This window comes from Arenimonas sp. (assembly GCF_036275555.1).
Lineage (GTDB): Bacteria > Pseudomonadota > Gammaproteobacteria > Xanthomonadales > Xanthomonadaceae > Arenimonas.
This window is the reverse complement of record NZ_DASUDO010000033.1, coordinates 41,234-52,830: the sequence shown is the minus strand read 5'-3', so window position 1 is coordinate 52,830 and position 11,597 is coordinate 41,234. Positions and strand designations below refer to the sequence as shown.

The window sequence follows — 11,597 nt, the reverse complement described above, 5'->3', positions numbered from 1 at the left end:
TCCTCCAAGCGCCCGCCCCGTTCCGCGAAGTGACGCAGGGATTTCCGACCAGCGGGCGGCAGGGTAGGCTGCCGGCATGACCCTGCTCAGCGTGAACGTCAACAAGGTGGCCGTGCTCCGGAACTCCCGGGGCGGGCTCGAGCCCAGCGTGGTGGCGGCGGCCGAGGCGGCCATCGCCGCCGGCGCCGGCGGCATCACCGTGCACCCCCGGCCGGACCAGCGGCACATCCGTCCCGGCGACGTGCAAGACCTGGCCGGGCTGGTCGCCGGGCGCGTCGAGTACAACCTCGAGGGCAATCCGTTCGCCCCGCCCCGCCCGGGCTATCCCGGCTTCCTGCCCCTGGTGGAGGCCGTGCGCCCCACCCAGGCCACCCTGGTGCCGGATGGCGATGGCCAGCTCACCTCCGACCATGGCTTCGACCTGGCCCGCGACGCCGTGCGGCTGGCGCCGCTGGTGGCGCAGCTCAAGGCCTGGGGCGTGCGGGTTTCGCTGTTCATGGACGCGGGCGCCGAGGGCCTGGCGCTGGCGGCCGGCATGGGCGTGGACCGGATCGAGCTGTACACCGGGCCCTTCGCCGAAGCGCACGCGGCGGGCGACGCCGGCGCCGCGCTTGCGGCCTGTGCCCGCACCGCCCGCGAGGCCCAGGCGCTCGGGCTGGGCGTGAACGCCGGCCACGACCTGAGCCAGGCCAACCTCGGCGATTTCCTGCGCGGGGTGCCGGGCGTGCTCGAGGTGTCGATCGGGCACGCGCTGTTCGGCGAGGCCCTGCACCAGGGCCTGGGTCCGACCGTCCGGGCCTACCGCGGCATCATCGCCGCGGCGGCCGGCGGGGCCTAGTCGGCCAATCCGTACTTCTCGATGCCCGAGCGCTCCACGGCGGCTAGCGCGCTGGCGGCCGACTGGTAGTCGGCCTCGGGATCGATCTCGATCCGCAGCACGAAGCCGGGCTGGGCGTCGCCGATGACCTTCAGCGCGGCCGGCAGGGCCTGGGCCGTCACCGGGTCGCCAGCCAGGCGGAAGAGATCGCCCCGCTCGACGGCCAGCACCACCTGTTCGCTGGGCGGCGGCGGATTCCGGTCGGGTTGGGATAGCCCCATCGGTATCCGGAAGTCCATCAGCGGGGCGGTGACCATGAAGATCACCAGCAAGACCAGCATGACGTCGACCAGGGGCGTGATGTTCATCTCCGACATCGTGTCGGAAGCGGTCCGTGCGGCGGTGAAGGCCATGGCGCTACTCCTTCCGGGGGTCCCGTTTTTCTTTTACGCCCGCCGGAACGTCCTCGCAAGCCGGGGTGCGGTGCCTGGGCACCGGAGCCAAAAAAAACGCCGCCCGGAGGCGGCGTTGCTGCAGGTGCGGGAAGCGCGGCCTTACTGGCCGGGTTCCACGAAGGAGATTTTTTCCATGCCGGAGTTCTTGGCCCGGGACAGGACCTTGGCCAGCATTTCGTACTGCGCGTCGGGGTCGGTCTCGATCTCCAGCGTCGGCTGCATGGCGCGTTCCGCCTCCACTTCCAGCGACGACTGAAGCACCGAGATCGGCATCGGCGAGTTGTTCCAGGTGATGGTGCCACCCGCTTCGATCCGCAGGCGGATCGGCTCGGGCGGATCCTTCGGCTGCGGCGGCGGATTGGACGTCCGCTGCGGCAGGTCGACCTGGATCTGGTAGGACAGGGCCGGCGCAGTGACCATGAAGATGATCAGGAGCACCAGCATCACGTCCACGAGGGGCGTGACGTTGATGTCGGCCATCGGGCCGCTGCCGGCGTTGGACGAGAATGCCATGTCAGTCTTTCCTCAGCGCTCGGGGGTGGACACGAAGCCCACCTTGCGGATACCGGCCACGCGCACCTTCTTCACCACGTCCGCGATGATCCCGTAGCGGGTGACGTTGTCGGCGCGCACGTCCACCTGCGGCTGCGGGGTGCGCTGGGCCAGGACGGCCAGGCGCGCCTCGAGCATGTCGGTGGAGACCTTCTCGTCGTTCCAGTAGACCTGACCGCTGGCCTCGATCGCCAGCGTGATCGGCGGCTGGTCGATTTCGGGCTTCTGCTCCAGGGTGGCCTGGGGCAGGTCGACCTTGACCTTATGCGACATCAGGGGCGCCGTGATCATGAAGATGATCAGCAGCACCAGCATCACGTCCACGAGGGGCGTGACGTTGATGTCGGCCATCGGGCCGCCACCGCCGGAATTACTTGAGAAGGCCATGCCTGCGGCTCCTGGTTAGACCGGTTGACTCAGCGCTTGGCCGGCACGTCGCCGACGCGCGAGCCGGTGGCGAAGAAGTCGTGCAGGTCGTGCGCGAAGGTATCGAACTTGGCGTAGGTGTTGCGGTTGGCGCGGTTGAAGGCGTTGTACGCCAGCACGGCCGGGATCGCGACGAACAGGCCGAAGGCGGTCATGATCAGCGCCTCGCCCACCGGGCCGGCGACGGCGTCGATGGAGGCCTGGCCGGTGGCGCCGATCTTGATCAGGGCGCCGTAGATGCCCCACACGGTGCCGAGCAGACCGACGAACGGGGCGGTCGCGCCGACGGTGGCCAGCCAGGTCATGCCGTTCTCGAGCTTGGCGCTCTCGCGGGTGACGGCCTGGCGCAGGGCGCGGTCGATGAACTCCGAGCGGTTCAGGGCGTCGACGAGGCGGCTGCCCTCATGGCGCTGGTGGTGCGCGGCGGCCTGGGCGCAGTCGAGCGCGATCTTCGAGAACGGCTCGTTGGCCGGCTGCTCTTCCATGAAGCGGATGGCGTCCTGCGCGTTCGGGGTTTCCCAGAAGGTGCGGACGACGGCGTCGGCGCGGTTGGAGACGACGGTGTTCTTGATGAAGTTCACGATCGTGTACCACCACGAGCCGAACGACATCACGACCAGCATCAGGAAGACCACCCAGGAGACGATGAACTCGCCCGGGGCGGAGGTCATTTCCTTGAACAGGTGGGCAAAGCCCATCTGGTTGAGGGCTTCGGCGTTGTTGGCAGCGCCGCCAACGGCGGCCGGCGCAGCGGCGGCGACGGTGAGGAGGATGTCCTGCAGCATAAGGGTGCCTTTCTTGTGTGATTGACCGTTACGGGATGAACGTTTTTATTGCTTAGCCGGGATTGAAGTTCACGGGCACCAGGACGTCGCCACCGACCTTCTGGCCGCCGCGCATACCCGGGTTGAACCTCCACTTGCGAGCGGCATCCATGGCCGCGCGATCAAGGTTGCGGTTGCGGCTCGAACGCTGGATCTGCACGTCGAGCACGTTGCCGGAGGCATCGATGGTGACGCGCAGCATGACGGTGCCGCCGATGCCGTCGCGCAGTTCCCGGGCCGGGTAACGCGGCGGGTTCATGGCGCGGCCGCTGATGTCCTCGGACGGGCTGAAGTCGGCGGGCGGGGCCGGCGGCGCGGGCGGAGCCGGCGGCGGGGCCTCGATGTCGATCGGGCTCGGGTCGTCGAACACGACCGGCGGCTCTTCCGGCGGCGGCGGGACCGGCGTCGGCTTGGGCTGCTCGACGATCTTCTGGACGACCTTCGGCGGCTCCGGCGGCGGCGGCGGCGGCGGCGGGGGCGGCGGCGGCGGCTCGATGAAGCTGACCTGGGTCACCTCGTCGGGCTTCTCGGCCTTCTCCGGGGTCGCCACGGGGATCAGCATCAGCATGAACGCGATCGCATGCAGCGCGATGGCGAAGGCATTGCCGCCGATGCGAGCCCAGCTGATGCCCTGGGGCTTGTCTTCGTATTTGTAATTCTTGTCCGTCATGCGGGTGGCGGCTCGAGCTCTCTGGTCTGCCGGCGTTAAGCCGTGACCCGCCGGGGAGCGGCGGGAACTTGTTAGCTTATACCAAGGTTACCGGTTTACCAACCGATCAACGGGAAATCTGGGCCAGGGCCTTTTCGGCCTGTTCGCGGGTCGCGGGGTCCTTGGCGGCCTCCCGGTACGCGGCCTTGGCGCCGGCCATGTTCTCCGAATAGTACTCGGACCGGGCGATGACCATCCACGCGGTGCCCGGGCTCTTCACGCCCTTGGCGATCGCCGCGCGGGCGGCGGCCAGGGCCTCCGGGTTGCGGTCTTCCTGGCTCAGCACCTGGGCCAGGAACACGCCCGGCTCGCCGTCCGTGGACAGGTCGGCGGCCTTCTGGGCGGCCGAGATGGCCGGAGCAATGTTGTCGCCGAAGTAATGGGCCTGGGCCAGCATCGTGTAGTACTTGGCCTCCTGCGGCAGGATGCCCTTGGCCAGGCCTTCCTCGAGCACGGCGGCGGCCTGCGCCTCCTGCTCCATGTTGTAGTAGGTGGAGAAGATGCGCTCGTAGTCTTCCGCCTCGTTGAGCAGGCCACGCTTGCGGGCGCCGTCGAGCAGGGCCACGGCCTTCTCGGGCTGGTCGTTGTTGCTGTAGAGCAGGGCCAGGTTGGAGATGGCGCGCTTGTCGTCCGGGTTCTTGGCGAGGATCGACTCGCCCAGGGCGATGGCCTGGTCGTCCTGGCCGAGCTCGGCGTAGGCGGCCAGCAGCATGGAGTTCCACTGGGGCTGGGCCTCGCCCTTGAACTCGGTGGCCTTCTTGATGGACTCGATCGCCTCGGCGTACTTGCCGTTGTTGTAGAAGCTCGACGCCTGCATGGCGTAGACGTCGGGGTTCTTGGTCGAGGTCTCGGCGATCAGGCGGGCCAGCAGCGGATCGGCCTTGTCGAACTGGCTCGCGTTCACGTACAGCGCGGCCAGGTTGATCATCACGTTGTAGTGGTTGTCGTTGACCAGGGCATCCTCGGCGATCGCGCGCTCGAAGTAGTCGATGCCGCGGGCCTCGTCGTCCATCGACACGGCGACGGTGCCGGCGGTCATCATCGCGATGGCCTTGTCGTAGGGCTTGGCCCGCTCGTTGTTGATGATCTCTTCGGCGAGCGCCAGGGCTTCCTGCTCGCGGCCCTCTTCGGTGTAGATCGACTGCAGCTTCTGGTGCTGCTTGGCCAGGCGCGGCGCGTAGCTGCCGGTCGGCGACTTGCGGGTGGCGTCCGGGTAGAGCGCGACCGGCTCGCCGCGCTTGCGCTGGGCGTCGGCGTCGGGCGCCGCGAACGAGGCCGTCAGGAAGACGGCAAGCGCGACGATCTTGAGCGTATGTAGGGCCTTCATTTCGTGACTCCTTGGCGCCGCGCCGAGCGCGGTGTGGGTCAGCAAGGGTAACGGGGAACGCCTGCCCGGCTCAACCCGGCTGTCCTGTCGGACCGTTCGCCCCCGTATCCATTTCTCTTGGGCGAAGCTTGACCGCTGCCGGCGGCCCGGGTCTTAAATCGGCGTGAAAGGCGCGGGCGCCGTTCAGCCGGTGGTGGGGAAATTGTCGATGGCGAACTGCACCCGCTCCGCCGGATCCTTCGACAGCGCGCCGCGGTCGCGCAGTGCCTCGACCTTGCGCAGGCGGTGCTCGAGGCCGTTGCCGTTCGCCATCTGGATGGCGAGGCCAGGGCGGGCGTTGAGCTCGAGGATCATCGGGCCCTTGTCGCGGTCGAGCACGAAGTCGACGCCGACGTAGCCGAGGCCGGACAGTTCGTAGCAGCGCGAAGCCATCTGCAGCAGGTCGCGCCAGTGCGGGATGGCGAGGCCGACGATGCTGTGCTCGGTGTCGGGGTGTTCGCGGATGATTTCGGTGCCCCACACGCCGCGCTTGGTCTTGCCGGTCGGGATGTCGATGCCGACGCCGATCGCGCCCTGGTGCAGGTTGGCCTTGCCATCCGACAGACGCGTGGGCAGCCGGATCATCGCCATCACCGGATAGCCCAGGAAAACGATGATGCGTACGTCCGGAACGCCTTTGTAGCTGACGTTGTCGAAGATCGGGTCGAACTGCACGCAGTACTCGACGATCAGGTGGTCGGGCTGGCCGCCGAGCGAGAACAGGCCGGAGAGACCGTTCGAAAGATGGTGTTCGAATTCGTCGCGGGTCATCAGCGAGCCGCTGGCGCGCCGGTACTTGTCGCCGCGGCGGCCGGAGATGACCAGGATGCCGTCGCCGCCGGAGCCGTGCGCCGGCTTGACCACGAAGCTGTCGCGGGATTTGAGCTTCTCGTGCAGCTCGGCGATCTCGTGTTCCTCGCGCACCACCGCATACAGGTCGGGCACCGGCAGGCCGACCTGCAGCGCCAGTTTCTTGGTCAACAGCTTGTCGTCCACGCGCGGGTAGAACTTGCGCGGGTTGTGCATCAGCACGTAGTGCGCGTTGCGCTGGCCGATGCCCATCAGCCCGATTTGTCGGAGGCGCTTGGCGACGCGGAAGGGGTTGAACCAGCCCATGGCTCAGACCTTGCCGGAGGACGCGGTGTCGGTGGCGTCGGCCGGCGACGGCGGGGGCGTGATCGGATCCGGGTCGCGTGCCAAGGCGCGGAAACGGAACAGTTCGTTCAGGCGATAGCCCGAATAACGGCCCAGCAGCAGCGCGAAGGCGAACAGCACCAGCAGGGTTTCCGGGTACACGAACACCAGGTGCTCGAGCGGCCGCCAGCTCATGACCAGGTAGGCCAGCGCGGCGACGATCAGGGTGCCCACGCCTTCGCGGATGGCGGTGCCGGCGCCGCGCTCGTCCCAGGCCACCGACATGCGCTCGATGGTCATGGCCATGATCACCATCGGGAACAGCGCCACCGACAGGCCGACCTCCAGCCCCAGGCGGTTCGACAGCACGCTGACCGCGGCCATCAGCAGCACCACCAGGATCAGGATGGCGGTCAGGCGCGGCACCAGCAGCAGCCGCAGGCGCTCGAGGTAGAAGCGCACCAGCAGGCCGAAGCCGACCACCAGCACGAACAGGGTGATGCCGGCCACCAGCGCGGTTTCACGGAACGCGAGCGCGATCAGCACCGGCATGAAGGTGCCGTAGGTCTTCACGCCGACCAGGTTGCGCAGCAGCAGCATGATGAAGGCGCCGATCGGCACCATCAGCAGCACGCGGTAGGTGTCCTGCGCCTGCAGCGGCAGGCTGAGCAGGGAGTAGCGGACGAGGTTGGCGTCCTGCACCTCGAGGCGGCGCTCGGCGATGGCCATGGCGTCGGCCGAGTTGCGGCTGACCGAGAACATCAGCGACGCGGCGGCCTCGCTTTCCATCTGCAGCACGCGGCGGTCGCTGCTGCTCCAGAGGAACAGGTCGGACGGCAGGCCCTCGGCGAAGGTGCGCGGATCGATGATGGTCCACGCCAGGCCGTCGTGCACCATCAGCCACGGCTGCAGGCGGCCCTCGCCTTCGCGCGGCTCGTCGGTCAGCTGGATGCCGTGGATCACGCGCGCGGGGATGCTGCGGCGGGCCAGCAGCTGCACGGCGAAATAGGCGCGGTCGCTTTCGTCGGCGCCATAGCGCTCGGACAGCAGGGCCACTTCCTCGCTGGGCGTGGCTTCGCCGAGCCGGCGGAGCAATTCGCGGGCATAGGTGACGTTGTTGATCGAGCCCTCGCGCACCTGCAGCAGCAGGCTGTCCGCGGCGGTGACGTAGGGCTCCTCGAGCTCGGGCGGCGACGGGATGACCGGATCGAAATCGAGCAGCGCCTGCTCCTGCTCCTGGCTGCGGACGATCGTGGCGCGGTAGTAGAGGTCCTGCTCGCCGACGACGCGGCGGTTGGCCCACTGCACCTCGCGGCCTTCCGGGTTCGACGACTCGAGCTTGGAGTAGCCGCGGGCGATGAAGCGCTCGTCGAGCACCGCGAAGCCGGGCGTGTAGGAGGGGATCTGCAGCGTCACCGCGTTGGCGGCCGCGCGCGGCTGGTACTCGACGTGCGCCTGCACCGTCCACACCTGCACCTGCGCATCCGGCTGCAGCGGGAACTTGAGCACGCTCCACTTGTAGTACATGGCCGCGCACGCGATCGCGATGATCGAGAAGGCCAGCAGGTAGAGGTGGCGTTTGCTCATGGGTATCCAGTTCGGGTTCCGGGAACCGCCGGTTTTCCCCGGCCGGCGGCGAGGCGCAAGTGTAACCCCGTAGTCAGGAGGTCGAATACGCCAGCAGGCCCAGCGCCACGGCGTTGCCTACCCCGTGCGCCAACGCGACCGCGGCGAAGCGCCCGGTCCGGAGGTAGAGCAGCCCGAAGGCCAGGCCCATCGCCACGTAGATCCCGGCCATGGCCAGCTGTGCGAGGCGGCCGCCGTTGCCCGCCGTGAGTTCGTGCAGGAGGCCGAAGACCACGGCGCTGGCCACCAGCCCGGTGACCGCCCGCCCGGCCAGGGCGAAGCGCCGCAGCAGCACGTGCCGGAAGAACAGTTCCTCGCCCACCGGCGCGACCCCGGCCACCAGCAGGAAGGCGATGACCGGGCGTTCGTTGATCAGGGCCATCAGGGGTTCGAGGTTGCTGGGCTCCAGCGGCAGGCCCAGCTTGCGCAGGCCGAGCAACAGGCCGGTGGCGACGGCCTGCAGCAACACGCCGGCAACCACCGCCAGCGCGAGGGCGCGGCCGAGCGGCATTGGCGCCGGCAGCGAGGGCAGCGCGCGCCCGCGCACCCACCACACCAGCAGCGCCGCGAGGCCGGAGGCAGACAGCGCCAGGATCACCAGCGGGCTGGCCAGGCGCTGCGGAAGGGACTGCATCGCATCGACCAGGCTGGCCAGCGGCGACACGCGGATCTCGGTGACCGGGCAACCGGCAGCTTCCGCCAGTGCCGGCCCGTCGATGTGCGGGCGGTGGCCGGTGTGCGGATGCAGTTCGAAGTAACCGAGCACCGCGGGTTCGTGCGCGCCCTCGGCCTCGTGCGGCAGCTTCAGCACGTTCATGAACTTCGGGATCGGGCTGCCGTCGGACGCGCGCGCGGGCCGGAGTTCGCCCTGGCGCGCGAATACCTCTTTCACCGCGGCTTCGTTCCAGCGTTCGGCTTCGCAGGGCTGGAACACCAGCTGCACGCGCTGCGGGCCGTAGGGTTGTTCGCGTTGGAACTGCAGCACCAGCGGCGTGGCGAACGCGATGGTCAGCGCGAGCGTCGCGCCGAAGTACAGCAGCAGGTCCAGCACGGCGCCGCGGAACGGCGTGCCCCGCCACCAGCGCAGCATGCGGTGGCGGAGCGAACTCGCGGCGTCGTCAGACGTCGAGGTTGGCGACACGCAGCGCGTTGTCCTCGATGAACTCGCGGCGCGGTTCGACCACGTCGCCCATCAGCGTGGCGAAGATCTGGTCGGCGGCGACGGCGTCCTCGATGCGCACCTTCAGCAGGCGGCGCGTTTCCGGATTCACCGTGGTTTCCCACAGCTGCTCGGGGTTCATTTCACCCAGGCCCTTGAAGCGCTGGATCATGCGGCCCTTCTTGGCTTCCTCGAGCAGCCATTCCTGCGCCTGCACGAAGTTGGAGACGGGCTGGCTCTTGCCGCCGCGCACGAGCGTGGCGCCGGGCTGCAGCAGGCCGTTGAGCGTGCCGGCCATTTCGTTGACCTGGCGCAGCTCGCCGCCCAGCAGCTGCGCGGCGGCGAGCACCTGCGTCGCGGCCAGGCCGTGGTGCTGCTTCTGCACCACCAGCGCGCCGGCGTGGCCGTCGTCGCTGGCGGGCTGGATCGAGAAGACGTAGCGCGCGCGGCCGAGGCCGGTGGCGTTGAGGCGCTTCTCGAGTTCGCGGCACCAGGGCGCGAGGCGGGACTCATCGGCGAAATCTTCCGCGGTGAGCGGCGGCATCTCCAGCATCGTCTCGAGCACCGGCGAATCGACGCGGTGCGCGAAGCGGGCGATGGTCTCGCGCGCGGCGACGAAGTCGAGCAGCAGTTTCTCGAGCGCCGCGCCGGAAATCGCCGGCAGGCCCTCGCCCGGGCGCAGCTCCGCGTTCTCGACCGCGTTGTTGACGAGGTAGGCGTTGAGCGCACCGTCGTCCTTGAGGTACATCTCGTTCTTGCCCTGCTTGATCTTGTACAGCGGCGGCAGGCCGATGTAGACGTGGCCGCGCTCGATCAGCTCCGGCATCTGCCGGTAGAAGAAGGTGAGCAGCAGGGTGCGGATGTGCGAGCCGTCGACGTCGGCGTCGGTCATGATGATGATGCGGTGGTAGCGCAGCTTGTCCGGGTTGTACTCGTCCTTGCCGATGCCGGTGCCGAGCGCGGTGATCAGCGTGCCCACTTCGGCCGACGCCAGCATGCGGTCGAAACGCGCGCGCTCGACGTTGAGGATCTTGCCCTTGAGCGGCAGGATCGCCTGGGTCTTGCGGTTGCGGCCCTGCTTGGCGGAGCCGCCGGCCGAGTCACCCTCGACGATGAAGAGTTCGCTGAGCGCCGGATCCTTTTCCTGGCAGTCGGCGAGCTTGCCCGGCAGGCCGGCGATGTCGAGCGCACCCTTGCGGCGGGTGAGGTCGCGGGCCTTGCGCGCGGCTTCGCGCGCGCGCGCGGCGTCGACGATCTTTCCGGCGATCGCGCGCGCTTCATTCGGACGTTCCTGGAGGAATTCCTCCAGCTTCTGGCCGATCACCGATTCGACCGCGGGGCGCACTTCGGACGAGACCAGCTTTTCCTTGGTCTGCGAGCTGAAGCTGGGGTCGGGCACCTTCACCGAGAGCACGGCGATCATGCCTTCGCGCATGTCGTCGCCGGACAGGGCCACCTTGGCCTGCTTGGCGATGCCGTTCTGCTCGATGTAATTGGTCAGCGTGCGCGTGAGCGCGGCGCGGAAACCCTGCAGGTGGGTGCCGCCGTCCTTCTGCGGGATGTTGTTGGTGAAGCAGAACATCGTTTCCTGGTAGGCGTCGGTCCACTGGACCGCGATGTCCACCACGATGCCGTCCTTTTCACCTGAAGCAGAGATAACTGTTTGATGCAGCGGGGTTTTTAGGGTGGCGAGGTGTTCGACGAAGCTGCGGATGCCGCCTTCGTACTCGAACAGGTCGCGCTTGCCTTCGCCGCGCTCGTCGATCAGCTCGATTTTGACGCCCGAGTTGAGGAAGCTCAGCTCACGCAGGCGCTTGGCCAGGATGTCGTAGTGGAACTCGGTGTCGGTGAAGATCTCGGCGTTGGGCAGGAAGCGCAGCTCGGTGCCGCGCTTGCTGGACGGGCCGACGACCTTGAGCGGATACACCGGCTCGCCGACCGCGTATTCCTGCTGGTGGTGCTTGCCGTCGCGCCAGATGTCGAGCCAGAGCCTGGACGAGAGCGCGTTGACCACCGAGACGCCGACGCCGTGCAGGCCGCCGGACACCTTGTAGCTGTTGTCGTCGAACTTACCGCCGGCGTGCAGCACGGTCATGATGACCTCGGCCGCGGAGACGCCCTCTTCCTTGTGGATGTCGGTCGGGATGCCGCGGCCGTTGTCGGACACCGAGCACGAGCCGTCGTTGTGCAGGGTCACGACCAGGTGGTCGCAGTGGCCGGCCAGGGCCTCGTCGATGCCGTTGTCCACGACCTCGAACACCATGTGGTGCAGGCCGGTACCGTCGTGCACGTCGCCGATGTACATGCCCGGACGCTTGCGGACGGCCTCCAGGCCACGGAGCACGGTGATCTTGCTGGAGTCGTAGGTGTTGTTCGGGGACTGCGGCTGAATCGGTTCGTCGGTCATCGCCAATCTTGTCTCGCGTTGGGCCACACCGGCGCCCGGGCGGCTCCCGGAGAGGCCGCGGCGCGCCTATAAATAAGGTGTGGCGAGTATAGCGCGTGAGGGCGGGGTGCGCCGCCCTGCCC

Annotated in this window: 11 protein-coding genes; 1 reads left to right on the top strand and 10 read right to left on the bottom strand. The window is 68.3% G+C overall.

What is annotated here, in order from left to right; genetic code table 11:
* The first annotated feature begins 76 nt into the window (after nucleotides 1–76).
* The gene (locus VFV21_RS09035; RefSeq protein WP_329669099.1) at nucleotides 77–838 is read left to right on the top strand and encodes a pyridoxine 5'-phosphate synthase; all 762 of its coding nucleotides are present in this window, start codon (nucleotides 77–79) and stop codon (nucleotides 836–838) included.
* Here the strand turns inward: VFV21_RS09035 and VFV21_RS09030 are convergent.
* The 10 genes from VFV21_RS09030 to gyrB form a co-directional block, all read right to left on the bottom strand.
* The gene (locus VFV21_RS09030; protein ID WP_329669098.1) at nucleotides 835–1,230 is read right to left on the bottom strand and encodes an ExbD/TolR family protein; all 396 of its coding nucleotides are present in this window, start codon (nucleotides 1,228–1,230) and stop codon (nucleotides 835–837) included. The two genes, VFV21_RS09035 and VFV21_RS09030, sit on opposite strands and share 4 nt — an antisense overlap.
* 141 nt (nucleotides 1,231–1,371) lie before the next feature.
* Nucleotides 1,372–1,785 carry an ExbD/TolR family protein gene (locus VFV21_RS09025; RefSeq protein ID WP_034214201.1) on the bottom strand — a complete coding sequence of 138 codons (414 nt, stop codon included), beginning with the start codon at nucleotides 1,783–1,785 and terminating at the stop codon, nucleotides 1,372–1,374.
* 12 nt (nucleotides 1,786–1,797) lie between these two features.
* On the bottom strand, nucleotides 1,798–2,211 hold the full coding sequence (locus tag VFV21_RS09020; protein ID WP_329669097.1) for a biopolymer transporter ExbD: 414 nt from the start codon (nucleotides 2,209–2,211) through the stop codon (nucleotides 1,798–1,800).
* A gap of 29 nt (nucleotides 2,212–2,240) precedes the next feature.
* Entirely contained in the window at nucleotides 2,241–3,035 is a 795-nt protein-coding gene (locus VFV21_RS09015) for a MotA/TolQ/ExbB proton channel family protein (protein WP_034214205.1), read from the bottom strand.
* Between the two features lie 52 nt (nucleotides 3,036–3,087).
* On the bottom strand, nucleotides 3,088–3,744 hold the full coding sequence (locus tag VFV21_RS09010) for an energy transducer TonB (protein ID WP_034214208.1): 657 nt from the start codon (nucleotides 3,742–3,744) through the stop codon (nucleotides 3,088–3,090).
* 106 nt (nucleotides 3,745–3,850) lie between these two features.
* Nucleotides 3,851–5,110: a tetratricopeptide repeat protein gene (locus VFV21_RS09005; RefSeq protein ID WP_329669096.1), complete on the bottom strand. Its 1,260-nt coding sequence runs from the start codon at nucleotides 5,108–5,110 to the stop codon at nucleotides 3,851–3,853.
* Between the two features lie 183 nt (nucleotides 5,111–5,293).
* The gene (locus VFV21_RS09000; RefSeq protein ID WP_329669095.1) at nucleotides 5,294–6,265 is read right to left on the bottom strand and encodes an alpha-L-glutamate ligase-like protein; all 972 of its coding nucleotides are present in this window, start codon (nucleotides 6,263–6,265) and stop codon (nucleotides 5,294–5,296) included.
* Nucleotides 6,266–6,268: 3 nt separating this feature from the next.
* Complete coding sequence (locus VFV21_RS08995) at nucleotides 6,269–7,870, bottom strand: UUP1 family membrane protein (RefSeq protein ID WP_329669094.1); 1,602 nt, start codon at nucleotides 7,868–7,870, stop codon at nucleotides 6,269–6,271.
* Between the two features lie 73 nt (nucleotides 7,871–7,943).
* Nucleotides 7,944–9,050, bottom strand: a complete 1,107-nt coding sequence (locus VFV21_RS08990) for a CPBP family intramembrane glutamic endopeptidase (RefSeq protein ID WP_329669093.1) — start codon at nucleotides 9,048–9,050, stop codon at nucleotides 7,944–7,946.
* Nucleotides 9,028–11,475, bottom strand: coding sequence for a DNA topoisomerase (ATP-hydrolyzing) subunit B (gyrB, locus tag VFV21_RS08985; protein ID WP_329669092.1), 2,448 nt, complete (start codon nucleotides 11,473–11,475; stop codon nucleotides 9,028–9,030). The genes VFV21_RS08990 and gyrB overlap by 23 nt, the downstream gene beginning before the upstream one ends.
* Nucleotides 11,476–11,597 lie beyond the last annotated feature (122 nt).